Raw genomic sequence first — 24,046 nt, 5'->3', positions numbered from 1 at the left:
TTTAAGTTGATCACAAGGTGAGTATGATGACCATTAAACGTCGTTTCATTGCAGGCGCAAAATGTCCAAAATGTCAGGCGTTAGATCGCGTTGTCATGCTGACCTCTGGTGAAGATGAATGGATCGAATGTATTGAATGTGGTTATGAAGAAAATCGTCCCACACATGTTGACCAACCAGAAACACCAGCTGTTCCAGATGAAGTTGGCGTGATTCAGTTTAAACCTCGTTCAGTAAAATAAAAATCAAGGTTCAAGCTATGTCAGTAGAACAAAGAAATAACCCCAAACTTTTAATGGGGATTATGGGGGCTTTAGTTACTGTCGTTGCATTGGTATTGCTATATCAGTGGTTGAATGCCTCTTCCGGTGAAGCGGAACGCATGCATCAGGAAGATATCGCGGCTGTTCCGGCAGCAAAACCTGCGGCGAAAACTGAAGAAGATACGGCGGCAGCGAAAGCAGCTGAGGCGATCGAAGCTAAAGCACTGGTATCAGATCAGCTGTTAGATGCACCAGTGCCGGAGAATGCCAGTTTGGCCAAAGAAGAAGTGGCTAAATTAGATGATATCCAAGTTCAGCTCAATGAACAAAAAGCCACACTGGATGCGCAGCATAGCGATGCCGACCAGTTGATCCAACTGAAAGAGGAACAGATCAAGTTACTTGAAGCACAATTTGCTCAAAGCCAGTAAATCTCGACAGCATTTCAGCTAGAATATCGTCAGATCTTCTAGCTCAGTTGTTTCCATGTCTCCCCCAGCCGCTCCGCATCTGCTTAAAGCCATTCTGTTACTGACCTGCTCTGCTTTTCTCTTTTCAGTCATGGGCGTGTGTATCCGTTATGCCTCAGCAACGGTTGATAACGCCACCGTGGTCTTCTTTCGCAATTTTGTCGGGCTGTTTATCTTCCTGCCCTTCATTTTCAATAAAGGCATTGGTTTTTTCAAAACTGAAAAACTGTGGATGCACACCTGGCGCGCAGTGGTCGGCCTGACTGCCATGTACGGCTTTTTCTATGCCATCGCGCATTTAAAACTCTCCAATGCCATGGTATTCACCTACTCTTCTCCGATTTTTATTCCTTTGATTGCCTGGCTATTTCTCAAGGAAAAAATCACCACAAGCATGTCAGTCGCGGCTCTGATTGGTTTCGTCGGCGTACTCTGTGTTGCCAAACTGGATTCGGGTCTAATTAACCTGATGTCGGTCATTGGTTTGGGTGCAAGTTTTCTGGCGGCGATGGCGTTTGTCACGGTTCGGGCGCTGACCAAAACCGATTCTCCGGAAAAAATCGTGTTTTACTTCTGTTTTATTGGCACCCTGATTTCCGTGATTCCGATGTTCTGGCTATGGCGACCTTATACCCTGACAGAACTCAGCTATCTGATTATTGCCGGCATCCTGGCCAATTTCAGCCAACTGTTTATGTCCAATGCCTATAAGCTGGCTCCGGCAGGACAAATTGGGCCAGTCAACTATGTGGCGATTTTCTTTGCCGGCATGTGGGGCTTTCTGTTCTGGCAGGAAGTTCCGGATCTATATAGCCTGATCGGGCTGGGGCTGATTTTCTGTGCGATTCTGCTGTGTAGTCCGATCCTGCACAAGCGCCTGAATTCATCTAATATCTGATCAAAGAATTCAAATTAGATACAATAAAAAAGCACCCTAAGGTGCTTTTTTATTACTTTTCTTTTATTGATACCAGCCGAACAGCTTAAAGATATAAGGCACATAGGCAATGATCAGCATCGTAGGCAGCAATACAATCACTGGCAGAATCCAGCGTTCATAACGGTAGTAGAAAGACAGGTGGCGAACTTCTGCATCCGCTTCAGCCACTTCGGCATCGCCAATCGACTGTCTGGCCAGCAGATGATTCAGCGCAACCGGTGGCGTCACATAACCCAGCTCAAAACCAATCAGGGTAATCATCCAGAAATGTACCGGATGAATGCCATATTGATAGGCCACTGGCGCAACGGTCGCGGAAATCAGAATGACCGCGCCAAATGGATCCATAATCATCCCGACAAAAATCATCAAGCCGACAATCAGTGAAATTACCAGAATGGTACTGCTGATATCGGTCGGGAAGGCTTCCATAATTTCAATACGTTCCAGCAAGCCACCCACACTCACTGAAAGTGCCATCAGAATGACCAAGGCACCAATATGTCCCACGGTCTCACTAGTAGAAATATGCATGGACTTCCAGAAACCGACATTACGCAAAATTTCAGTCGCTTTTGAACGCTGCACAGTATGATCAACCACCAGTTCTTTGCCTGGTTGTTCGCTATGTTCAGCTTCACGATATTCTGCATTGGCCGCGGCACCGGCTGTTGCCAGTTCAGGTGTCGATCTTGAGTTTAAAGTTGCGGTCAAGGTTTCATCCCAATGCCCCACTGCCGGCAACGGCGCCGGTTCATGGCGTAACTTGTCGAACAAGACAATCATCAGCAGAATTACAGGCATCATCACCGGTGCGGTAAATTCATTCAGGTCAGTCGACAAAGCATATTTATAGAATAACCAGATCAGAATAAAAATCACGATATAAGGAATAATCGCAATAAAGGCACGACCGGATTGAGGCGCAGCCACAGTTGGCGCGGCAATGCGGAATTTGTTTTCTGCAAAGAATAAGGAAATCACCAGAAATAAAGTCGAACTGAGCAGGAAGACATAAATCCCGTAGTGATACAGTAAGTCGGTGGTCACTTCTTTATTCAAAGATGCCACCACGACAATCAGCAAGCAAGGACGTAAGACTACGCCCATTGAGCCGGACATTGCGGTGGCGGCCAGTGCAAACTGACGGCGTCCACCCGCATTCCAGACTTCCTTATAAATAATCGCACCTGCGGCAATTACGAAAATTCCTGATGCTCCAGTATAGGCGGTCGGTAATGCCGCTGCCAGCAAGATTAGCCAGGTCAGGGTTTCAGGTGCCAGATTCCAAGGACGCAGAATGTTCAGGAACATGTCCACGACACGGGTCTGTTTCAGCAACATACCGGCCCAGATAAACAAGGCCAGATTCAGGAAGATACTGGAAAACTCTACCAATTGACCGAGGTAAATCCCCTGTCCCATTGGATAATCCATAAAGAACGTAAAGTTTATTCCGGTAGTAATGGCCATATAGGCATATAGCGGTATACTCAGAAAGGCCAGACCAAAACTGCCGCCCTCACGCGTTGGTTTTGGTTGTTTGATCACCTGATACAGGCTGATCAAGGTGAGTGTGCTAAACAGAATCATCCACAACCAATAGATGTACTTCATCTCCCCCATCGGCACGCCCGAGTTCAATACAGACTGATATTGGCTATAGGATGAAAATGCCAGGAAAGCATTAGCAACCAGCATGGCGACTGAATAGACTTTAAAGTCGATACGCGTGCTCGGGCTACGCAAGCCAATATGATGGGTTTTTAGGGTGGCACTGATCGCAGCAAAGACCACCATGATGACCAGAAGCAAAGCCCGGTTTTCAGTACCAAACTTAAAAATGCCAAAGAAAGAGGTTTCAAAGGTCCGATAAGCCCGAATACTTGGATGAGCTTCCACATGTTGAATGGCTTTATCATAGAACAGGTAGGATTCTTCACAGACCTGCTGTGCCTGTAACACCGCAGCACGCACATCTGCTTCCGAACGCACCCCGAAGAAGTCGGCATATTCATCGTCTGCATCGGCTTTCATCTGCTGCTGAACGCGCTGATCGACATTGATATTGCGTTCACATTGGGGGCGTGTCGGTTCAGCACGTAAAAATGAATATTGCATTCCGGTTGCCGGATCGCCGTAAATACGCTCGCCCATACGCAGCAACTGGCCGTGAATCATTTCCCCGGTGCCAATAATCAAAGTGAGCAAAAGTAAAACCAGCACGACGAAGGTCGAGATCCACTCTGTCCATATATAACGCAACAGACCTAATCCTGATCTGTTTTGATCATCATTTTGCATGTGTATTCCTATTTTTATTTTAGCGGCCTGATGCTTGGTCTAGGACGCCGATCTTCCCTTCTGCCCCGAAAATTCCTTTTCAAAGGTCAGGATCTTTATTCTATGTTTTGACTTTGCATGAAAATTGGCACAATAAAAATGACAATTTATATTTTCTTTTTGTATTTTCTGCCAAGTAAATTATTTATCTCTGCACTTTAATTATCCCGAAAATAATTGCTCACAATATAGATCAGCGCCAGAATCACGCCCCAAATCACCCCAAGTAAATGTGCCTCAACCAAAACCGGACTACCGATCAGCTGCGCCGTCCCGACATTGCCAATGGTGTTTTCCCAGACCAGTTTGGCAAAAATCAAAAATAACACCAGCGCAGCAAAGCCGCGTTCCCGCTTATACAGCAAATGTATACAGGCTACGGCGACATAGGCCCCATGCAGCACGCCCGACAGGCCGGCATAGGCTTCAATATTGGGTAAGAAAAAATAAAAACTTAAACTGATCAACGGTGGCAAGATCAGCAAAATGGCACAAAAATGCCAGACGGTGGCGCGTGGAAAAATGAAAGGTAAACAGATAAAGGCAAGAATGTTCAGGAAATAATGAAGCCAGCCCACATGCACCCAGTGCGCTGTCCAGAGTCGCCAGAATTCACCCAGCAGGCTCTCTTGCCAATAGATGAAATAATCCTGAAAAATTTGCAGACATGCAGAGAGAGAGACAAAAGCCGCTAGAAAAATAATTTTTCGTCGAAAATGTTGATCTAGCATCGGCCTATTGTCCTCCCTGACAATCTACTTTGACTTCATCCCTGAAGATTCATACATAGTATCTGCATTACAGATCTGCACTGAACAGATCATCAAGCTCGGAAGAACTGTCGGATTCATCCCAGAAACGTTGCATGCCATCATCGCCACTACGTATACCGGTATTTTCTGTCCAGTAACGATCCGATATGCCACTGACCATAATCGCAGCCATGCTGTCGATCAGCTTGAATTGCGGATTGACCGGCTTTTCCTCAGTACGTGCCTGAGCAAAGGTTTTCAAGGCATCCCGAACTTTGGCATCATCGCCACTGGCCTGAGCCGCTACGGCATACAAGGCATGAGATAAACGTACACCTTTTTGCTCACCAATTTGTGTAGATTGTTTTAATGTTTGGTAAGGGTCAGGCTTGCCTTCCCCTGCGCCTGGCAACAAAGTCCAGATCACCGCACGGGTGGCATTCGGTGCACCCCAGAATTTCGCGTTATCCAGACACACCATGCCACGCTCGACCACGGCAGCAATATCTTTCGGTACATGCACTGCACCACCCGAGTTAATATCATTGGTCATGGCCTGCAAACCACTGAGCATACCCAGCAGGTAAACCGTTTGCTCGATATCACTATTCATGCGAGGGCATTCTTCACCCAGGGCTTTTTGGTACTTTTTTTCATAGCGACTCTGGAACAGTTGATAACCGGTATATTGACGCTGTGCCGCCAGCGCCGCCCAGCGCTTCTGCTCAATTCGGGCATCTTGGGCTTCTGCCACCTGATTGGTTTTTGAAGCACGTAAATAGCGTAACTCGGCTTCAAGTGCTTTTTGTTCAGCACAAATACCGGCAGCCGAATACATCAGCACGGCCACCCGCGTTGGATCCGCCCCCATTTCTTTGGTTGCCATAATAGCGGGTGTTAAGGAATTCCCTGAATTACACACCATTTCAGCATCATCCATCGCTAAAATCGGCGGTACAATATGGTTTTCGGTGAAACCCAGTGCAACATTGGCACCGGTTTTAATGACCTGAGAACACCCCGTCAAAACTGTTGTTGTTATTGCAATGGTCGCCATACCTTGGCATATTTTACGGACGCCTGACATTTTCCTGTCCTCTATAATTGTGATTATGTCCATCTTTCTGCTAAAGATATCAGAAGCATTTTGTGAATAAAAGAGCATTTACTCTAATTTAGACGAGACACTTTGCCATTAAATGGCCGCGCTGCAATTGACTGTATTTAGTAGAATACCAAATTTTGGGCAAAAAAAAGTAGCATTGCGACGGTTCAGCACATGCTACTTATTAACTGTACAAGCAGAAAAATAATAAACCCTGCCTGATTAAGATGAAAATTTATCCTTCAACACTGTCCCGAGTCGTCCGATCACCAGCGTTAAAACAATCGCTACGATCAGAAACATCCATACTGGAAATTCCATTGCGGTCTCCCCCAGTTGCTGTAGGTGAGTTAAATGTACAGGCTAAAAATAAAACACAGCGGTTAAATTGTCAGACAATCGCTCTAAGTGATGAATTAAACTTAGTTTTTGTCTAACAATAAAAATGAGGTGATAGACTAAATATTTGTTTTATGTGCATTTTAAGCAAATCATTCAAATGCACTTGTCTTACAACTAAATTAATTTAGTCAATACTTTTAAGGATTTCCATTGTTTGAGTGGCAATTGATCACACCAGATCAGTAAAGGTCGCGCCTTGGCATGCTGGAAATACACCACAATATACGCCTGATGATCAATCACGTGGCTAATGCATACCCGACGGACAGGTCGTGCTTTGGCAGTCAATGACCATTCACGTCCATCCAGATATTCAAACTGCTCGATCTGGGGAGTCTTGCGGTAAAACAGCTGATAAATCACCAAGCCTATGACAGCACACACTGCCCAAAGTGCAATCGGTAATAACTGATACAATAGATACATCAGCAGTGCAAAAATAAAAAACTGAAACGCCAATGCACACAGACTGCGTTTCAGCTTGAAGCAACGATTATCCATGAACGTAAAATTTAAGCTTCTTGATAAAATCTTTTAGTTCAGGACGCGGCGGCTCAGACACTTCCATAAACCAGTCCAGCAAATCCGGGTCTTCCTGCTCAACCAGCTCTGCAAACATCTGTTTTTCGAAAGGCTCAGCATTCAGGTAATGGTTTTTTACGTAGGGATCAAAATATACATCCAGTTCTTTTAAACCACGACGCGCACGATAAATCACTTTGCGCTCTTCTAAGCTGATGTCATCAGTCATCGAATTTCCCCAACTCGTTATAAACCCGAATAGTTTACCTGAAGCGCTGGCTGAATTTCGAGGGATTTCATAGAAATGACCAAAAGCATCAGCAGATTTAAGTCATTTGAACATTCCGCTCATTGCTGCTGATCTTGGCATGGCCTAAGTTAAACCAAACAGATCAAAATAAGGAATAACAAGATGCAATCTGCAGCCATTCGCCCACTTGCTCCGATGCTGCCGCGCCAACTCTTTAATACCGAACATGATGCTTTTCGCGAGACGGTACGTAAATTTTATGAGAAAGAAGTCATTCCACATACCGAGCGTTATGAAAGTCAGCAACATGTGGATCGAGAGCTATGGAATAAATCCGGTGGGCTTGGATTGCTCTGCGCTACCATGCCTGAGGAATATGGCGGCTCTGGCGTAGACCGGCTGTATAGCATGATTTTGATTGAGGAACAGGCCTATGCCGGAGATTCAGCGACCGGATTTTCATTGCATTCGGATATTGTTGCCAATTATCTGCTGAACTTTGGTAATGAAGCTCAAAAACAGCAATGGCTACCCAAAATGGCGTCTGGAGAAGTCGTCACCGCGATCGCCATGACCGAACCGGGAACTGGCTCTGACCTGCAAGCAGTGCGTACATCGGCAATACTGGATGGCGATGACTACTTGATTAATGGTTCCAAGATTTTTATTACCAATGGCTATCTCTGTGATATGGCCATCGTGGTTTGTAAAACTGGCAATAATGATAAAGGTTCAGCCAATCTGTCATTGATTATGGTCGAAGCCGACCGTCCCGGATTTAGCAAAGGCAAGCCGCTGAATAAAATTGGCATGAAAGGCCAGGATACCTGCGAACTGTTCTTTGACAATGTTCGGGTACCCAAAGAAAACCTGCTCGGTCTGGAAGGCATGGGCTTTATGATGCTGATGAAAGAACTGGCTTGGGAACGCCTGATTGTGGCGATTATCTGTCAGGCAGGCGCTGAAGCCGCTTTTGCCCATACAGTGAAATATACCAAGGAACGTCAGGCTTTTGGCAAGAGCATCAGCCATTTTCAAAATACCCGTTTTAAACTGGCAGAACTGCGTACCGAGATCGATGTCTGTCGCGCTTATCTGGATCGCTGTATGCAGCTGCAACTCAAGCACGAACTAGGCGTAGATGCCGCTGCTGCAGCCAAATACAAGATTTCAGAAATGTATAGCAAAGTCGTAGATGAATGCCTGCAATTGCATGGCGGCTATGGTTATATTCTGGAATATCCGATTGCCCGGGCTTATATCGATAACCGTGCCAACCGGATTTATGCCGGTACCAACGAAATCATGAAAGAACTCATCGCCCGTTCACTTTAAAATGGATGCATAAAAAAGGAGTCTCTCAGGACTCCTTTTTCTGTATGCAAAAATATAAATTTAAGAGACCAAACGCGGTTTATGCTTTAAAGTATTGCTGTTTTTTCTAAACTTCAGCACCCCATCTTCAAACGAAGCCTGCTTGAGTTCCTTGCGGTCTGCCAGATAATTATTGCTGACTTTCCATGGAACATGTTTACCCTGCTTTGGCATCACGTCTGCAGCTCGGGCAATATAACCCGAACTAAGACTACCCATGACGGTATCCTGAAGCAATTCACTCTGATCTCCCTGAGGAATCACCTGCGCATAACCTTGCTGATCCATATAGTTCAACAAACGGCAAATATACTCAGCTGCAATATCGACTTTAAGCGTCCAGGAGGCATTGATATAGCCAATAATCAGCGCCATATTTGGTATATCACTGACCATGATGCCTCTATACAGCATATGCTGTGAGGTATCGATAGGCTGACCATCCATCGTCGCCTGAATCCCGCCGAGGATTTGAATATTCAGACCCGTTGCAGAAACAATAATATCAGCATCCAGATGTTGACCTGATTTCAGCTGAATTCCAGTTTCGGTCAAGGTTTCTATCTGATCCGTTGCAACCGATGCCTGCCCTTCACGTAAAATTTCAAACAGATCCCCATCCGGCACCACACAGAGACGTTGATCCCAAGGTTCATAATTCGGGGTAAAGTGCTTCATGTCCACTTTACCTTTCAGCTGGAATTGCACCGATTTAAGCAAAAGTGATTTTAATAATTTTGGCTGTTTCTGTGCCAAAGCATAAATCCCGCGCTGCATGCCGATATTACGCGCACGTGTCAGCTTGTAGGCGACCTCCTCAGGCAGATATTTACGCATTTTTGAATAAATAAAATCTACCGAGGGTACAGAGGCAATATAAGTTGGAGAACGTTGCAACATGGTCACATGTCCTGCTCCGCCTTTCACCATCGCAGGAACCAAGGTAATCGCGGTCGCACCACTACCAATAATGACCACCTTTTTGCATTCATAGTTTAAATTTTCCGGCCAATGTTGCGGATGAATAAACTCACCTTTGAACGCATCTTGATTTGGAAACTCCGGCTGAAAACCCTGATCATAATTATAATAACCGGTACAACCCAGTACAAAGTTGGCGATCCAGATCTGCTTCTTACCGTATGCATCCTCGATCTCTACTGACCATTTGCAGGTTGTAGAATCATAATTGGCACTTAAGACCCGATGCTGAAAATGGATTTTCGACTGTAGCTTAAACTCATCCACCACTTCAGCTAGATAATTTTTGATGGATGCGCCATCGGCAAGCACGCTTTCTTTCTTCCAGGGTTTGAAATTAAAACCAAAAGTCGACATATCGGAATCAGAACGGATTCCCGGATATTTAAACAGGTCCCAAGTTCCGCCAATACTTTCGCGGCGTTCAATAATCTCAAAAGAGCGTTGTGGACAATGTTTAGAAAGATGCGCTGCCAGACCAATCCCCGAGATCCCCGCACCCACAATTAAAATATCTACCTGCTTTTCCATGTTGTTCTTTTACCTAAGCGATGCTATCTGTTTTTATTAAATCACAAAACTGACAATACACAATGTCAAGTTCATTAAAAAGCCACTATTTTTTTATCTTTTGAGGCCAGATCAGTTATCTGAAACTCAATCACTTTAAATTAAAATATACAGGCATTAAAAAAGGCCGGTTTATTCAACCGACCTTTTCGAACAACTTGCGTTATTCTTCACGAAATTAGTTAACTTCGCGATCTACTAGCTCAACGTAAGCCATCGGTGCAGCATCACCTGCACGGAAGCCCGCTTTAAGAACACGTAGATAACCGCCGTTACGCTCTTTGTAACGAGGGCCAAGAACGGTAAATAATTTACCAACAGTTGCTGCTGAACGAGTACGAGCAAACGCCAAACGACGGTTTGCTACTGTATCGTTTTTAGCTAAAGTGATTAAAGGCTCAGCTACACGACGTAACTCTTTTGCTTTAGGCACAGTTGTTTTGATCAACTCGTGCTCGAACAAAGAGTTAGCCATGTTTTGGAACATCGCTTTACGATGACTGCTTGTACGGCCTAATTTCACACCACTATTACGATGACGCATGGTGATAGTCCTACTTAATTAACGGCTACGATAGGCGAAACGATCGTCCATACGGAGACTAGCCGGTGGCCAGTTCTCTAAACGCATGCCGAGTTGTAAGCCTTTAGAAGCCAGAACATCTTTGATCTCAGTAAGCGATTTTTTACCCAAGTTAGGAGTTTTAAGCAACTCAACTTCGGTACGCTGTACAAGATCACCAATGTAGTAAATGTTTTCTGCTTTCAAACAGTTAGCAGAACGAACAGTTAGCTCTAGATCATCTACTGGGCGAAGCAAGATTGGGTCAACTTCTTCACGAGGCTCTTGAGCAACAGGTGCTTGATCTTTCTGAAGGTCAACGAAGATCGCAATTTGTTGCTGCAAAATAGTTGCAGCTTTGCGGATCGCTTCTTCAGGATCTACAGTACCGTTAGTTTCAAGATCAATGATCAGTTTATCAAGGTCAGTACGTTGTTCTACACGCGCGTTTTCCACGGTGTATGAAACACGTTTGATTGGGCTGTAAGACGCATCTAACTGCAAGCGACCCACTGGGCGAGTTTCGCCTTCAGGGAAGCGTGAATCAGAAGTCTCGTAGCCACGACCTTGAGCCACTTTCAGACGCATTTTCAATGAGCCTGAGGCACTTAAAGTACCGATCAAATGTTCAGGGTTAACCACTTCAACATTATGAGGTAAACGAAGGTCAGCCGCAGTTACGTCGCCTGCACCTTGTTTCTCTAATGTTAAATAAGCTTCATTTTGATCGAACAGCTTAATCGACAATCCTTTTAGGTTCAGCAAGAGCTCGACGATGTCCTGCTGCAAGCCTTCCAAAGTACTGTACTCGTGCTCGACCCCTTCAATCTCAACTTCTACCACAGCTGCGCCAGGTAGAGAAGAAAGAAGGATGCGACGTAAAGCATTACCAAGAGTATGACCAAAGCCACGCTCTAATGGTTCTAGAATAACTTTTGCCGAGGTCCCGCTTGCCGCTTCGACCTTGATCGCTTGCGGAGTTAGAAACTCATTTGCAGTACGCGTCATATTGCTTCCTCAAGGATTATTTAGAATACAATTCTACAATCAAGCTTTCGTTGATTTCAGCAGGTAAATCAGAACGATCCGGTGCAGCTTTGAACGTACCTTCTAATTTAGAATGGTCGATTTCCATCCAAGAAGGCATGCCACGTTGAGTAGCTAATTCAATTGCGTTTTTGATACGTAATTGTTGCTTAGCGCCTTCGTGAACTGCGATCACATCACCCGCTTTAACTTGGATAGACGCAATGTTAACACGACGGCCATTCAAAGTGATGCTACGGTGAGATACTAACTGACGAGCTTCTGCGCGAGTAGAACCGAAACCCATACGATAAACAACGTTATCAAGACGGCTTTCAAGTAGCTTCAACAGGTTTTCACCAGTTGCGCCTTTAACACGAGCAGCTTCTTTATAGTAGTTACTAAATTGACGCTCTAAAACACCGTACATGCGACGTACTTTTTGTTTTTCACGTAATTGTAGTGAGTACTCAGATTGTTTACCACCACGAGCCCCGCCGTGTTGGCCAGGAACTTTCGCATGTTTTTTTGTCTTAACATCAAACGGTTTAACGCCTGATTTAAGTTGCAGGTCTGTCCCTTCGCGACGAGAGAGTTTGCATTTTGGACCAATATAACGAGCCATGAATGTTTCTCCTTACACGCGACGTTTTTTAGGTGGACGGCAACCGTTGTGCGGGATTGGCGTCACATCGGTAATGCTGTTAATTTTATAACCCACTGCACCTAAAGCACGAACCGCAGATTCACGACCAGGACCAGGACCTTTTACAAGGACGTCCAAGTTTTTCAAACCGTAGTCTAAAGCAGCTTTACCAGCAACTTCAGCAGCTACCTGAGCAGCGAACGGAGTTGATTTACGTGATCCACGGAAGCCTTGTCCACCTGAAGTGGCCCAAGCCAGTGCATTACCTTGACGATCGGTAATAGTCACAATGGTGTTATTAAAAGAAGCGTGAATGTGTGCGACACCTTCAGAGACGGTACGAGTGACCTTCTTGCGTGCGCGAGTATCTTTAGCCATCTTTTAGCTTCCAGAAATCTTATTTCTTAATAGGTTTGCGCGGACCTTTACGGGTACGAGCGTTAGTTTTGGTGCGTTGACCGCGGACAGGCAAGCTGCGACGATGACGAAGACCGCGGTAGCAGCCTAAATCCATTAAACGTTTAATGTTCATGGAAATTTCGCGACGTAAATCACCTTCGGTCGGAACCTTAGCAACTTCTGCACGAATCGCATCAAGCTGAGCGTCATCTAATTCACGGATCTTAGTAGTTGGAGCAATACCAGCAGCAGCTAAGATAGCTTTTGAAGTATGGCGACCAATACCAAAGATATACGTTAGAGAGATAACAGCGTGCTTGTTATCCGGAATGTTTACACCGGCAATACGAGCCATTCAATTTTCTCCAAAAAGGCAGTAGATAATCAACCGCCCCACAAAAATCTTGAGGGGCGGATAATAACCTAATTCGCCTACAGAAATCAACAGGTCTTAATCAGATTAACCTTGACGCTGCTTATGACGAGGTTCTGCGCTACAAATTACGCGGATAACCCCATTACGACGGATAACTTTACAGCTACCACAAATTTTCTTAACAGAAGCTTGTACTTTCATGATGAAACCTCAAGTGCGCTTATCCCTTAGGATGAGCAGTCGTTTTTCTCATTAACGTTTGATTATCGTATTGGTGCGAAGTAAGGTGTGATTGCAGCTGAGCCATAAAGTCCATCACCACTACCACAACAATCAGCAAAGAGGTACCACCCAAATAGAATGGAATACCAAATGAACTTTGCAATACCATCGGCATCAAACAAATGACGGTGATGTAAATCGCGCCAATAAACGTCAAACGATTGAGAATATGATCTAAGTAACGAGCAGTTTGCTCACCTGGACGTATACCAGGCACGTAAGCTCCGCTGCGTTTCAAGTTCTCTGACACTTCTTTAGGACTAAATACCAGTGCTGTATAGAAGTAACAGAAAAAGATAATTAACGCACCAAAGAGCACCAAATACAACGGCTGACCAGGCGACAATACCAATGCTACATCTTGCAGGCTACGCTTAATAAATCCAGCATTTGGATCTGCACTACCCACCCACTGACCTAAGCTCGCAGGGAACAAAAGCAATGAGCTGGCAAAAATTGCCGGAATCACACCCGCCATATTAATTTTTAATGGCAAATGTGTCTGCTGTGCAGTAAATACACGACGACCTTGTTGTTTTTGAGCATAGTTTACCGGAATACGACGCTGCGCTTTCTCGATAAATACGATCGCTGCCAAAACACCCAGAGACAACAAACCAAAAATTACCAAGCCAATCAGGCTGGTCTGGCCATTATCTACAGATGAGAAAGATTGCATAATCAGATTAGGCAATCCGGCAACAATACCCGCGAAGATGATCATGGAAATACCATTCCCCACCCCACGCTCGGTAATCTGTTCACCCAACCACATCAAGAACATGGTCCCCGCAACCAGTGAGGTTACTGCAGGAACATAAAAAGCCAAACCAGTATTCAGGGTAATCCCCTGACTGATCAGGCCTGCACACATACCTACCGCCTGTACCAGCGCCAAGAATAATGTACCTTGTCGTGTGTATTGATTAATTTTACGTTTGCCTTGCTCGCCTTCTTTCTTTAAAGCTTCCAGCGAAGGAACCACAGTTGACATCAACTGCACGATAATCGATGCAGAGATGTATGGCATGATCCCGAGGGCAAGAATAGACATTCGTTCTAATGCCCCACCAGAGAACATGTTAAACAAACCAAGGATGGTACCTTGGTTTGCATTAAACAAGTTTTCTAACGCAGCATTATTGATGCCTGGTACTGGAATATGCGCTCCTAGTCGAAACACCAACAACGCACCAATGAGAAACATCATTCGACGAATAATTTCACGGTATTTCACATGAAATGGTTGGCCTTTCATCATGTTGACATGACCTGAAGAACTAGGAGTCATAGACACTGGGGATTACTCCTCGACTTTGCCGCCAGCAGCTTCAACAGCAGCTTTAGCGCCTTTAGTCAATGCAACACCTTTAACAGTGAATGCACGAGTAATTTCACCAGAAAGTACGATACGAGCACGGATCATGTCTTTACGTACAACGTTCGCAGCTTTTAAAGTTTCAAGAGACACGATGTCGCCTTCAACTTTAGCAAGCTCAGATAAACGTACTTCAGCAGTTTTCAAAGCCAATTGGCTAGTGAAGCCGAATTTAGGCAAACGACGGTAAAGTGCTGTTTGACCGCCTTCGAAACCTGGACGAGTACCACCGCTCTTACGTGAGTTTTGACCTTTGACACCACGGCCACCGGTCTTACCAACGCCAGAACCGATACCACGGCCTAAACGAAGGTTATCACGTTTAGCACCTTCTGCAGGTGCAATTGTATTTAAACGCAGAGTCATGGCTTATTCCTCTACACTAACCATATAGTAGACTTGGTTGATCATACCACGGTTAGAAGGTGTGTCTAACACTTCTACAGTATGACCAATACGACGCAGACCTAAACCTTGCAGGCTAAGCTTGTGATTTTTCAAGCGGTGCGATGCAGATTTAGTCTGGGTAACTTTAATCGTTTTCATGATTGATTACCCTTGAATTTGTTCTACTGAAAGACCACGTTTCGCAGCAACCTTTTCAGGAGTAGTCATATCACGCAAACCATTGAAAGTTGCGTTTACTACGTTAGCAGCGTTAGTAGAACCACGGCATTTAGTCAACACGTTACGTACGCCTACAGCTTCTAGAACTGCACGCATAGCGCCACCAGCAATTACACCTGTACCTTCAGAGGCAGGCTGCATGAATACGCGGCTAGCGCCGTGACGTGCATGAATTGGGTGCTGTAACGTACCATCAACAAGGTCAACAGTAATCATATTGCGACGAGCAGCTTCAAGTGCTTTAGAGATAGCAGCTGGAACTTCACGTGCTTTACCACGACCAAAACCTACGCGACCATTACCATCACCCACAACAGTTAATGCTGTAAAAGAGAAGATACGACCACCCTTAACAACTTTGGCTACACGATCAACGGCAACCAGCTTTTCAACAAGACCTTCGTTTTGTTCAACTTTAGCCATGATTAGAACTCCAAGCCGTTTTCACGAGCAGCATCAGCCAAGGCTTTGATACGACCATGATATTTAAAACCAGAACGGTCAAACGCAACTTTAGTAACACCAGCTGCTTTAGCGCGTTCTGCGATTAAAGCACCTACTTTTTGAGCTGCTTCAACGTTACCAGTTGTACCCGCACGTAGAGTAGCGTCTAAAGTAGAAGCTTGCGCTAATACTTTGCCACCATCTGCAGAGATAACTTGAGCATAGATGTGACGCGGAGTGCGGTTTACACACAAACGAGTCGCACCCAATGCACGGATGTGCAAGCGTGTGCTTTTCGCACGACGCAAACGGGATTGTTTCTTTTCGTTCATAAGAACCTCGCGCCTTATTTCTTCTTAGCTTCTTTACGAAGTACAACTTCGTCAGAATAACGAACACCTTTGCCTTTATATGGCTCTGGTGGACGGTAACCACGGATATCTGCAGCAACCTGTCCTAAAGCTGCTTTATCAGCAGATTTAAGAATGATTTCAGTTGCAGTTGGAGTTTCAGCAGTTACACCTGCAGGAAGTGCATAATCGATCGGGTGAGAGAAACCAAGGTTAAGATGAACAACGTCACCTTTAACCGCAGCTTTATAACCAACACCGATAAGCTGTAACTTACGTTCGAAACCTTCGCTAACACCTTTTACAAGGTTGTTAAGCACAGCGCGAGCAGTACCAGCTTGCATCCAAGCGTCTTTCGACTCTTGTACTGGAGCAATAGCTAGAATACCGTCTTCCTGTTTAAGCTCGACCAGCGCATGCAGGTTGAAAGACAATGTACCTTTAGTGCCTTTCACTTCGACCTGCCGGCCGTTCTGAGTAACTGTTACACCGTTAGGTACAGTTACTGGGGCTTTAGCCACACGAGACATGAGGAATCACCTATTAAGAAACAAAAGCAATAACTTCACCACCAACGCCTGCAGCACGTGCAGCGCGATCAGTCATGATGCCTTTGCTTGTAGAAACAATTGCAATACCTAAACCTTGCTTAACGCTCGGAAGTGCATCTTTACCGCGATACTGACGTAGACCTGGACGGCTTACGCGCTTCACAGTTTCGATAACTGGTTTGCCTTCGAAATACTTTAAAGTCAAAGTAAGAGTTGGTTTGCCTTCAGCATCCGCAACTTCTACGTTTGAAATATAACCTTCTTGTTGAAGTAAGTTAGCAATTGCTACCTTCAACTTAGAATTAGGCATAGAAACAGTTTGTTTCTTTGCCATTTGTGCGTTACGAACACGTGTTAGCATGTCGGCAACGGTATCTTGCATACTCATCTATAGTGCTCCTTACCAGCTTGCCTTAACAACGCCAGGTACATCACCTTGCATTACTGTTTCACGTAATTTGTTACGGCTTAAACCGAACTTACGGAAGTAACCATGAGGACGACCAGTTAAACCACAACGGTTACGTAGACGTACTGGAGATGCATTACGTGGTAATGCTTGTAATTTCATCATCGCTTCGAAACGTTCTTCGTCTGATGCATTTACGTTTGCAATAACAGCTTTTAATTCAGCACGTTTTGCAGCGTATTTAGCAACAGTAGCTTCGCGTTTCAATTCGCGATTAATCATACCTTTCTTAGCCATATCGACCTCTTATTTGAACGGGAAGCCGAATGCACGCATAAGCGCACGGCCTTCGTCATCGGTGCGAGCAGTCGTAGTAATGGTAATATCCATACCACGAATACGATCAATCTTGTCAAAATCGATTTCAGGGAACATGATTTGCTCCTTAAGACCCATTGAGTAGTTACCACGACCGTCGAATGATTTCGCAGAGAAACCACGGAAGTCACGGATACGAGGGATCGCAATCGAGATCAAACGGTCCAAGAATTCGTACATACGTTCGCCGCGTAAAGTAACTTTACAACCGATCGGCCAACCATCACGGATTTTAAAACCAGCGATTGATTTACGAGCTAACGTAAGTACTGGTTTTTGACCAGCGATAGCTTGCATATCTGAAAGAGCACCATCAAGGAGTTTTTTGTCAGCAGCAGCTGCGCCAACACCCATGTTGATCGTGATTTTAGTGATGCGAGGAATCTCCATCACATTCTTAACACCCAATACTTCTTGTAATTGAGCTTTAAGTTCGTCGTTGTAACGTGTTTTAAGTCTGGCCATGGCCTATATCAACCTATTACTTCGCTACCGCCACTGATTCACCATTTGATTTGAATACGCGAGTTTTCACGCCATCAATCACTTGGTAACCAACACGGTCAGCCTTTTGGGTTGTAGCATTAAAAACTGCCACGTTTGAAATATGAAGCGAAGCTTCCTGAGTTACAACGCTACCTTCAGCGCCTGTAGCACGGTTCGGCTTCTGATGCTTCTTCACCAAGTTAAGGCCTTCAACCTTAACACGGTCATTAGAAACAGACAGAACAGTACCCTGTTTGCCTTTTTCTTTACCTGCGATCACAATTACTTGATCGCCTTTTTTAATCTTAGCCATGATCGCCTCTTATAGAACTTCAGGAGCCAATGAAATAATTTTCATGAACTGTTCAGTACGAAGTTCACGAGTCACTGGTCCGAAAATACGAGTTGCAATCGGCGCTTTGTTGTTGTTCAAAATAACAGCAGCGTTATCGTCGAAACGAATCACTGAACCGTCTGCACGACGGATACCGAATTTTGTACGAACCACAACCGCATTCATCACGTCACCTTTTTTAACACGTGCGCGTGGAATTGCTTCTTTTACAGTAACTTTAATAATGTCGCCAACAGAAGCATAACGACGATGCGAGCCACCAAGTACTTTAATACATTGTACGCGGCGTGCACCACTGTTGTCTGCTACGTCGAGCATAGTTTCGGTCTGAATCATTGCCCTACTCCAAAACCGAGCAACACCGGTCGAAATTTCGAAAGGCTCAAAGAGTACTCGAAATTGACCGATGATGCAACAAGAACGTTAATTACTCAGCAGCTGCTTCAACAACTTCAACTAGAGTCCAAGACTTAGTTTTAGAAATTGGGCGGCTTTCTTTAATGGTTACAACATCACCAGCTTTAGCTGTGTTGTTCTCATCATGAGCATGTAATTTTGTTGAACGGCGGATTAATTTGCCATACAACGGGTGTTGAACTTGGCGTTCAATAAGAACAACGATAGATTTATCCATCTTGTCACTTACAACTTTGCCAGTTAACGTGCGGACTGTTTTATCACTCATTGTCCGTTCCCCTGTTTTTCGGTAAGGAGGGTCTTAATACGAGCAATAGTCTGACGAGTAAGTGCAACTTCATGCGATTTACCCAATTGACCAGTTGCTTTCGCCATACGAAGACGGAATTGGTTAAGCTGTTGCTCATCAAGCAAAGCTGTCAACTCTTCTACCGACTTTTCACGTAGATCTTTAGTTTTCATTACATTACCGTCCGAGTCACGATAGCGGTTTTAAACGGAAGCTTAGCTGCTGCAAGCGTAAACGCTTCGCGAGCCAATTCTTCGTTAACACCATCAATTTCGTACAAGACTTTACCTGGTTTGATTTGGCAAACCCAATATTCCACAGAACCTTTACCTTTACCCATACGCACTTCAAGAGGCTTAGAAGTAATCGGCTTGTCCGGGAATACACGGATAAAGATCTTACCACCACGCTTAATACGACGGCTAATTGTACGACGCGCTGCTTCAATTTGACGCGCAGTCATTTGACCACGTTCAACTGATTTAAGTGCAATAGTACCGAAAGATACTGTGCTACCGCGGTGCGCTAGACCAGTGTTACGGCCTTTCTGCACTTTACGGAATTTAGTACGCTTAGGTTGCAACATGGATTATTCTCCTTTTTCAGCAGAACGATCATTGCGACGACCACGACGCTCTTGACCTTCACCACGACCACGACCGCGTTTAGCTGGACGCTCTTCAGCTGGAGCTGGGTTCATGACTTGTTTCATGCCGCCCAAGATCTCACCACGGAAGATCCAAACTTTAACACCGATCGTACCGTAAGTAGTCTCAGCACGCATAGTCGCATAGTCGATATCTGCACGAAGCGTATGTAGAGGTACACGACCTTCACGATACCACTCAGTACGAGCAATCTCAGCACCACCTAAACGGCCTGAAACTTCTACTTTGATACCTTTAGCACCAGCACGCATTGTGTTTTGAACCGCACGCTTCATAGCACGACGGAACATTACACGTTTTTCCAATTGAGAAGCGATAGCTTCAGCAACTAGACGCGCGTCTAAGTCTGGACGATCAATTTCATTGATACTTACTTGCGCAGGAACACCCATGATAGATGTTAATTCGCGTTGTAGTTTCTCAATATCTTCGCCTTTTTTACCGATTACGATACCTGGACGAGCAGTGCTAATAGTTACTTTAGCAGCGCCTGTAGGACGCTCGATAAGAATGTTGCTGATCATCGCGTTTTTAAGTTTTTTGATCAAAAACTCACGAACTTGAAGATCTTTAAGCAAGTATTCAGCGTATTGTTTCGGATTCGCATACCAGTTAGCGTTATGACGTTTCACAACACCTAGGCGGATACCGATTGGATGAACCTTCTGACCCATATCAAACCCCTACCTTAACGGTGATGTGACAAGTACGCTTAGTAATACGATCTGCACGGCCTTTAGCACGTGGCATAATACGTTTCAGGCTCATGCCTTCATCAACGTAGATCGTAGAAACTTTAAGGTCGTCTACATCTAAACTGTTATTGTGTTCAGCGTTTGCAATCGCAGATTCCAACGCTTTCTTAACTATAACTGCAGCTTTTTTGTTGCTGAAGTTAAGGATGTTAAGAGCGTGCGCAACAGATTTGCCGCGGATAAGATCTGCAACCAAACGAGCTTTTTGTGCCGAGATAGCGGCACCGCGTAATTTAGCAGTTACTTCCATCATAGCACCCATTAACGTTTAGATTTCTTGTCAACACCGTGACCGCGATAGGTACGAGTTGGTGCAAATTCACCAAGCTTGTGACCAACCATGTGCTCAGAAACGATCACAGGAACGTGGTTACGGCCATTGTGTACAGAAATTGTTAAACCAACAAAATCCGGGAGGATCATCGAACGACGCGACCAAGTTTTGATCGGCTTACGGTTATTAGCCGCGATAGCCGCTTCAACCTTAGCGAACAAGTGCGCATCGACGAATGGGCCTTTTTTCAGAGAACGAGGCATTGTCAGATTCCTTTACTTGTTACTTAACGCGACGGTCGCGAATAATCATCTTAGTCGTACGCTTATTGGTACGTGTCTTGTACCCTTTAGCTTTTTGACCCCATGGGCTTACAGGTTGAATACCTTTGTTACGCCCTTCACCACCACCATGTGGATGGTCAACTGGGTTCATCGCCATACCACGAACGGTAGGACGAACACCACGCCAGCGTGATGCACCAGCTTTACCTAGTGAACGAAGGTTGCTTTCTGAGTTAGATACTTCACCTAACACAGCACGGCATTCAACGTGAATTTTACGCATCTCGCCTGAACGCAGACGAACGATAGCGTAAGAACCGTCACGACCCAACAGCTGAACTGAAGTACCAGCTGAACGAGCTAACTGCGCGCCTTTACCGATTTTAAGTTCGATGTTGTGAAGAGTAGAACCGATAGGCATGTTGCGAAGCGGCAAGCAGTTACCTGGACGAATTGGAGCATCGTTACCAGACTGTACTTTATCGCCAGCGCGAAGGCCTTTAGGAGCGATGATATAGCGACGCTCACCGTCAGCATACAATACAAGTGCAATGTGTGCAGTACGGTTAGGATCGTATTCGATACGCTCTACAGTTGCAGGAATACCATCTTTGTTACGTTTAAAGTCAACTAAACGGTAGTGCTGCTTGTGACCGCCACCAACGTGACGAGTCGTGATGTGACCGTTGTTATTACGGCCGCCAGTACGTTTTTTAGCTTCAACCAACGGAGAGTATGGTGCGCCTTTATGAAGGTGATCGTGAACCACTTTCTCTACAAAGCGACGTCCTGGAGACGTTGGCTTACATTTTTGAATAGGCATAATTCTCGTCCTTATTCCGCTGTGCTTTCAGCGGTATCGCCCAAGTCAGCCATTTCAACATCTTGGCCAGCTTTCAGGGTGACGTATGCTTTTTTAACATCAGAACGACGTCCTAATGTTTTACCAAAGCGTTTAGACTTACCTTTAGTGATAGTCGTGTTAACTTTAACAACTTCCACACCAAAGAGTTGTTCCACTGCTTTTTTGATTTCAAGCTTGTTTGCATTTAATGCAACTTTAAACACTTGAACACCAGCAGTTTCACCTAAAACTTGTGCTTTTTCTGAGAATACAGGTCCTTGCAGGACTTGATAGATACGTTCGTTGTTCATCCGAGTTCTACCTCAATTTTCTTAGCAGCAGCTACAGACATAACAACTTTGTCGAACGCAATCAAGCTAACCGGATCGATTGCAGCAGCATCAACCACATCAACGTGTGGAATGTTGCGCGCAGCAAGATACAGGTTCTCATCAACAGCATCAGTAACGATCAATGCGCGAGTCGCATTCAAGTCGTTAAGTTTTGCAAGCAATTCTTTAGTTTTTGGAGCCGCAACAGCAAACTCTTCAACTAAAACTAGGCGATCTTGACGAACAAGTTCAGCTAGGATGCATTGCATAGCACCGCGGTACATTTTACGGTTTACTTTTTGAGACCAGTCTTGTGGACGAGCAGCAAAAGTTTTACCACCGCCAACCCAGATTGGGCTACGAATAGAACCAGCACGAGCGCGGCCAGTACCTTTTTGACGGAATGGCTTGCGACCACCGCCAGAAACGTCTGCACGTGATTTCTGAGCTTTTGAACCTTGACGGCCACCAGCTAAATAAGCTGTAACCACTTGGTGAACAAGAGCTTCATTAAATTCACGACCGAACGCAACTTCTGATAATTCAACAGCAGAGCCGGAAACAGTATTTAAATTCACGTTATTTCCCCTCAGGCCTTGATCGTAGGACGAACGATTACGTCGCCACCAGTAGCACCAGGAACCGCGCCTTTAACAACTAGAACTGAACGTTCTGTGTCGATAGCAACGATCTCAAGACCCTGTGTAGTTACGCGTTCAGCACCTAAATGGCCAGCCATTTTTTTGCCTTTGAATACACGACCAGGAGTCTGGTTTTGACCAGTAGAACCTAAAACACGGTGAGAAACTGAGTTACCGTGAGTTGCATCTTGCGTACGGAAGTTCCAACGCTTAACACCACCTTGGAAACCTTTACCTTTAGATTGACCAGTTACGTCAACAACTTGACCAACTTGGAACAATTCAACGGTAAGCGTACCACCAACTTCACGACCTTCAAGATCAGCTTCTGTAGCACGGAATTCTTGAACTAGACGACCAGCTGCAACACCCGCTTTCGCGAAGTGGCCTTTCTGAGCGTTAGTTACGCGAGATTCGCGACGTTCACCAGTAGTGATTTGAATCGCTTGATAACCATCAGTTTCAAGCGTTTTGATTTGAGTGATGCGGTTAGGATCAACCTCAATCACTGTAACAGGCACAGAAACACCAGCATCTGTAAAGATACGTGTCATACCGCACTTGCGACCGACTAAACCAATAGCCATGTGCATAAACCTCTAAAAAAGCGGCCTAATTAACTTAGAGTGTTAATTAACCCGAAAGCCTTAACCCAATGCGATCTGAACATCAACACCAGCTGCAAGATCTAACTTCATCAATGCATCTACAGTTTTGTCTGTAGGCTGAACGATGTCGATCAAACGCTTGTAAGTACGGATTTCGTACTGGTCACGCGCGTCTTTGTTTACGTGTGGTGATGTTAAAACGTTAAAACGTTCAATGCGTGTTGGCATTGGAATTGGACCACACACTTGTGCGCCAGTACGTTTTGCGGTTTCTACGATTTCTTGAGCTGATTGATCAATCAGGCGATGATCAAAAGACTTAAGACGGATACGAATTCTCTGGTTAGACATACCAGTAAACTCCAAGCCAAATATATAAAGAATCACTCTTGACGCATCTCGCCCCACTTTATGTGGGCAAGTGTCAAGAGCAGTGAAATATCACTAAGGTCATGATCGATGCCACGACTGTAACGATAGTTAACTACTTTATTCGCAGTTAACCCCCTTCCTATTGAAGGGTCGCTTATTATAGCCATTGTTTAATGCATAAGCAAATCTCTTTTATGGTTTTATCCAAGTTTTCAATTTATGACTTAAAACAATAGATCTCTTGCGAAAGTTAATTCAAGAGCATCCAATTCACCATTCCAACAATTAAATTCATTCTTAGACCAAATCGTTTCCGTCTAT

At 44.9% G+C, this 24,046-nt stretch carries 37 protein-coding genes and 1 pseudogene; 4 read left to right on the top strand and 34 right to left on the bottom strand.

From position 1 onward, the window contains the following. The first annotated feature begins 32 nt into the window (after nt 1-32). The 3 genes from NI470_RS12700 to NI470_RS12690 are packed head-to-tail and all read left to right on the top strand — an operon-like array spanning nt 33 to nt 1,631. Complete coding sequence (locus NI470_RS12700) at nt 33-242, top strand: YheV family putative zinc ribbon protein (RefSeq protein ID WP_171054337.1); 210 nt, start codon at nt 33-35, stop codon at nt 240-242. Nucleotides 243-259: 17 nt separating this feature from the next. Beyond that, the gene (locus NI470_RS12695) at nt 260-694 is read left to right on the top strand and encodes a restriction endonuclease subunit S domain-containing protein (protein WP_174894197.1); all 435 of its coding nucleotides are present in this window, start codon (nt 260-262) and stop codon (nt 692-694) included. A 55-nt stretch (nt 695-749) separates the two neighbouring features. Beyond that, entirely contained in the window at nt 750-1,631 is an 882-nt protein-coding gene (locus tag NI470_RS12690; protein WP_253148542.1) for a DMT family transporter, read from the top strand. Nucleotides 1,632-1,694: 63 nt separating this feature from the next. Here the strand turns inward: NI470_RS12690 and NI470_RS12685 are convergent, their stop codons facing one another. The 5 genes from NI470_RS12685 to NI470_RS12665 form a co-directional block, all read right to left on the bottom strand. Beyond that, on the bottom strand, nt 1,695-3,977 hold the full coding sequence (locus tag NI470_RS12685) for a TRAP transporter large permease subunit (RefSeq protein ID WP_253148540.1): 2,283 nt from the start codon (nt 3,975-3,977) through the stop codon (nt 1,695-1,697). Nucleotides 3,978-4,174: 197 nt separating this feature from the next. Next, on the bottom strand, nt 4,175-4,747 hold the full coding sequence (rrtA, locus tag NI470_RS12680; protein ID WP_174894194.1) for a rhombosortase: 573 nt from the start codon (nt 4,745-4,747) through the stop codon (nt 4,175-4,177). A gap of 67 nt (nt 4,748-4,814) precedes the next feature. Continuing rightward, nucleotides 4,815-5,855, bottom strand: a complete 1,041-nt coding sequence (locus NI470_RS12675) for a hypothetical protein (RefSeq protein ID WP_004732263.1) — start codon at nt 5,853-5,855, stop codon at nt 4,815-4,817. Nucleotides 5,856-6,389: 534 nt separating this feature from the next. Beyond that, complete coding sequence (locus NI470_RS12670) at nt 6,390-6,776, bottom strand: hypothetical protein (protein WP_114541572.1); 387 nt, start codon at nt 6,774-6,776, stop codon at nt 6,390-6,392. Further along, the gene (locus NI470_RS12665; RefSeq protein ID WP_004281484.1) at nt 6,769-7,026 is read right to left on the bottom strand and encodes an FAD assembly factor SdhE; all 258 of its coding nucleotides are present in this window, start codon (nt 7,024-7,026) and stop codon (nt 6,769-6,771) included. The genes NI470_RS12670 and NI470_RS12665 overlap by 8 nt, the downstream gene beginning before the upstream one ends. Nucleotides 7,027-7,209: 183 nt before the next feature. Here NI470_RS12665 and NI470_RS12660 point away from each other — a divergent pair, with 183 nt between their 5' ends. Further along, nucleotides 7,210-8,382 (top strand): acyl-CoA dehydrogenase family protein, encoded by a 1,173-nt coding sequence (locus NI470_RS12660; RefSeq protein WP_253148539.1) that lies wholly within the window; start codon nt 7,210-7,212, stop codon nt 8,380-8,382. Between the two features lie 60 nt (nt 8,383-8,442). Here the strand turns inward: NI470_RS12660 and NI470_RS12655 are convergent, their stop codons facing one another. The 29 genes and pseudogenes from NI470_RS12655 to rpsJ all read right to left on the bottom strand — a co-directional run bounded on the left by NI470_RS12655 (nt 8,443) and on the right by rpsJ (nt 23,704). Continuing rightward, nucleotides 8,443-9,933: a flavin-containing monooxygenase gene (locus NI470_RS12655; protein ID WP_253148538.1), complete on the bottom strand. Its 1,491-nt coding sequence runs from the start codon at nt 9,931-9,933 to the stop codon at nt 8,443-8,445. Nucleotides 9,934-10,150: 217 nt separating this feature from the next. Continuing rightward, nucleotides 10,151-10,516: a 50S ribosomal protein L17 gene (gene rplQ / locus NI470_RS12650; RefSeq protein ID WP_004281488.1), complete on the bottom strand. Its 366-nt coding sequence runs from the start codon at nt 10,514-10,516 to the stop codon at nt 10,151-10,153. 18 nt (nt 10,517-10,534) lie between these two features. Further along, nucleotides 10,535-11,542 (bottom strand): DNA-directed RNA polymerase subunit alpha, encoded by a 1,008-nt coding sequence (locus tag NI470_RS12645; RefSeq protein ID WP_004281489.1) that lies wholly within the window; start codon nt 11,540-11,542, stop codon nt 10,535-10,537. Nucleotides 11,543-11,558: 16 nt separating this feature from the next. Then, nucleotides 11,559-12,185 carry a 30S ribosomal protein S4 gene (gene rpsD / locus NI470_RS12640; protein ID WP_004281490.1) on the bottom strand — a complete coding sequence of 209 codons (627 nt, stop codon included), beginning with the start codon at nt 12,183-12,185 and terminating at the stop codon, nt 11,559-11,561. A gap of 12 nt (nt 12,186-12,197) precedes the next feature. Then, nucleotides 12,198-12,584 (bottom strand): 30S ribosomal protein S11, encoded by a 387-nt coding sequence (gene rpsK, locus NI470_RS12635; RefSeq protein WP_004281491.1) that lies wholly within the window; start codon nt 12,582-12,584, stop codon nt 12,198-12,200. Between the two features lie 19 nt (nt 12,585-12,603). Continuing rightward, entirely contained in the window at nt 12,604-12,960 is a 357-nt protein-coding gene (gene rpsM / locus NI470_RS12630; RefSeq protein ID WP_004281492.1) for a 30S ribosomal protein S13, read from the bottom strand. Nucleotides 12,961-13,065: 105 nt separating this feature from the next. Then, entirely contained in the window at nt 13,066-13,182 is a 117-nt protein-coding gene (gene rpmJ / locus NI470_RS12625) for a 50S ribosomal protein L36 (protein WP_000867907.1), read from the bottom strand. A 19-nt stretch (nt 13,183-13,201) separates the two neighbouring features. After that, on the bottom strand, nt 13,202-14,521 hold the full coding sequence (gene secY, locus NI470_RS12620) for a preprotein translocase subunit SecY (RefSeq protein WP_171066361.1): 1,320 nt from the start codon (nt 14,519-14,521) through the stop codon (nt 13,202-13,204). Between the two features lie 45 nt (nt 14,522-14,566). Then, nucleotides 14,567-15,007 carry a 50S ribosomal protein L15 gene (rplO, locus tag NI470_RS12615; protein ID WP_005248206.1) on the bottom strand — a complete coding sequence of 147 codons (441 nt, stop codon included), beginning with the start codon at nt 15,005-15,007 and terminating at the stop codon, nt 14,567-14,569. Nucleotides 15,008-15,010: 3 nt separating this feature from the next. Next, entirely contained in the window at nt 15,011-15,187 is a 177-nt protein-coding gene (rpmD, locus tag NI470_RS12610) for a 50S ribosomal protein L30 (RefSeq protein WP_004281495.1), read from the bottom strand. A 6-nt stretch (nt 15,188-15,193) separates the two neighbouring features. After that, entirely contained in the window at nt 15,194-15,691 is a 498-nt protein-coding gene (gene rpsE, locus NI470_RS12605; protein WP_004281496.1) for a 30S ribosomal protein S5, read from the bottom strand. A 2-nt stretch (nt 15,692-15,693) separates the two neighbouring features. Next, on the bottom strand, nt 15,694-16,044 hold the full coding sequence (rplR, locus tag NI470_RS12600) for a 50S ribosomal protein L18 (RefSeq protein WP_004281497.1): 351 nt from the start codon (nt 16,042-16,044) through the stop codon (nt 15,694-15,696). Between the two features lie 14 nt (nt 16,045-16,058). Then, nucleotides 16,059-16,592, bottom strand: a complete 534-nt coding sequence (gene rplF, locus NI470_RS12595; RefSeq protein WP_004645059.1) for a 50S ribosomal protein L6 — start codon at nt 16,590-16,592, stop codon at nt 16,059-16,061. A gap of 13 nt (nt 16,593-16,605) precedes the next feature. Then, the gene (gene rpsH, locus NI470_RS12590; protein WP_004281499.1) at nt 16,606-17,001 is read right to left on the bottom strand and encodes a 30S ribosomal protein S8; all 396 of its coding nucleotides are present in this window, start codon (nt 16,999-17,001) and stop codon (nt 16,606-16,608) included. A gap of 12 nt (nt 17,002-17,013) precedes the next feature. Further along, nucleotides 17,014-17,319 (bottom strand): 30S ribosomal protein S14, encoded by a 306-nt coding sequence (rpsN, locus tag NI470_RS12585; RefSeq protein WP_004732275.1) that lies wholly within the window; start codon nt 17,317-17,319, stop codon nt 17,014-17,016. A gap of 9 nt (nt 17,320-17,328) precedes the next feature. Continuing rightward, nucleotides 17,329-17,865, bottom strand: coding sequence for a 50S ribosomal protein L5 (gene rplE, locus NI470_RS12580; protein ID WP_004645057.1), 537 nt, complete (start codon nt 17,863-17,865; stop codon nt 17,329-17,331). Between the two features lie 16 nt (nt 17,866-17,881). Continuing rightward, the gene (gene rplX / locus NI470_RS12575) at nt 17,882-18,199 is read right to left on the bottom strand and encodes a 50S ribosomal protein L24 (RefSeq protein WP_004281502.1); all 318 of its coding nucleotides are present in this window, start codon (nt 18,197-18,199) and stop codon (nt 17,882-17,884) included. Nucleotides 18,200-18,208: 9 nt separating this feature from the next. Then, nucleotides 18,209-18,577: a 50S ribosomal protein L14 gene (gene rplN, locus NI470_RS12570; RefSeq protein WP_004281503.1), complete on the bottom strand. Its 369-nt coding sequence runs from the start codon at nt 18,575-18,577 to the stop codon at nt 18,209-18,211. Between the two features lie 91 nt (nt 18,578-18,668). Further along, nucleotides 18,669-18,926: a 30S ribosomal protein S17 gene (rpsQ, locus tag NI470_RS12565; protein ID WP_004281504.1), complete on the bottom strand. Its 258-nt coding sequence runs from the start codon at nt 18,924-18,926 to the stop codon at nt 18,669-18,671. After that, the gene (rpmC, locus tag NI470_RS12560) at nt 18,923-19,120 is read right to left on the bottom strand and encodes a 50S ribosomal protein L29 (RefSeq protein WP_004281505.1); all 198 of its coding nucleotides are present in this window, start codon (nt 19,118-19,120) and stop codon (nt 18,923-18,925) included. Before rpmC ends, rpsQ begins: the two co-directional genes overlap by 4 nt. Continuing rightward, nucleotides 19,120-19,533: a 50S ribosomal protein L16 gene (rplP, locus tag NI470_RS12555; RefSeq protein WP_004281506.1), complete on the bottom strand. Its 414-nt coding sequence runs from the start codon at nt 19,531-19,533 to the stop codon at nt 19,120-19,122. Before rplP ends, rpmC begins: the two co-directional genes overlap by 1 nt. After that, nucleotides 19,473-20,289: pseudogene (gene rpsC, locus NI470_RS12550) on the bottom strand (30S ribosomal protein S3). Before rpsC ends, rplP begins: the two are co-directional and overlap by 61 nt. Before the next feature lies 1 nt (nt 20,290). Continuing rightward, the gene (gene rplV / locus NI470_RS12545; protein WP_188141385.1) at nt 20,291-20,620 is read right to left on the bottom strand and encodes a 50S ribosomal protein L22; all 330 of its coding nucleotides are present in this window, start codon (nt 20,618-20,620) and stop codon (nt 20,291-20,293) included. Between the two features lie 11 nt (nt 20,621-20,631). After that, nucleotides 20,632-20,907 (bottom strand): 30S ribosomal protein S19, encoded by a 276-nt coding sequence (gene rpsS, locus NI470_RS12540; RefSeq protein WP_004281508.1) that lies wholly within the window; start codon nt 20,905-20,907, stop codon nt 20,632-20,634. Nucleotides 20,908-20,926: 19 nt separating this feature from the next. Then, nucleotides 20,927-21,751: a 50S ribosomal protein L2 gene (rplB, locus tag NI470_RS12535; RefSeq protein ID WP_004281509.1), complete on the bottom strand. Its 825-nt coding sequence runs from the start codon at nt 21,749-21,751 to the stop codon at nt 20,927-20,929. Between the two features lie 11 nt (nt 21,752-21,762). Continuing rightward, a complete protein-coding gene (rplW, locus tag NI470_RS12530) occupies nt 21,763-22,083 on the bottom strand; it encodes a 50S ribosomal protein L23 (protein WP_004281510.1) in 321 nt (106 codons plus the stop codon). Next, nucleotides 22,080-22,682 carry a 50S ribosomal protein L4 gene (gene rplD, locus NI470_RS12525; protein ID WP_004281511.1) on the bottom strand — a complete coding sequence of 201 codons (603 nt, stop codon included), beginning with the start codon at nt 22,680-22,682 and terminating at the stop codon, nt 22,080-22,082. Before rplD ends, rplW begins: the two co-directional genes overlap by 4 nt. Before the next feature lie 11 nt (nt 22,683-22,693). Then, entirely contained in the window at nt 22,694-23,332 is a 639-nt protein-coding gene (gene rplC, locus NI470_RS12520) for a 50S ribosomal protein L3 (protein WP_004645054.1), read from the bottom strand. Between the two features lie 60 nt (nt 23,333-23,392). Then, a complete protein-coding gene (gene rpsJ, locus NI470_RS12515; RefSeq protein WP_000070912.1) occupies nt 23,393-23,704 on the bottom strand; it encodes a 30S ribosomal protein S10 in 312 nt (103 codons plus the stop codon). Nucleotides 23,705-24,046 lie beyond the last annotated feature (342 nt).

The organism is Acinetobacter lwoffii (genome assembly GCF_024129115.1).
Taxonomy (GTDB): domain Bacteria; phylum Pseudomonadota; class Gammaproteobacteria; order Pseudomonadales; family Moraxellaceae; genus Acinetobacter; species Acinetobacter lwoffii_T.
Note: the sequence above shows the minus strand (reverse complement) of the source record. Positions and strands in the feature narration are given on the sequence as shown.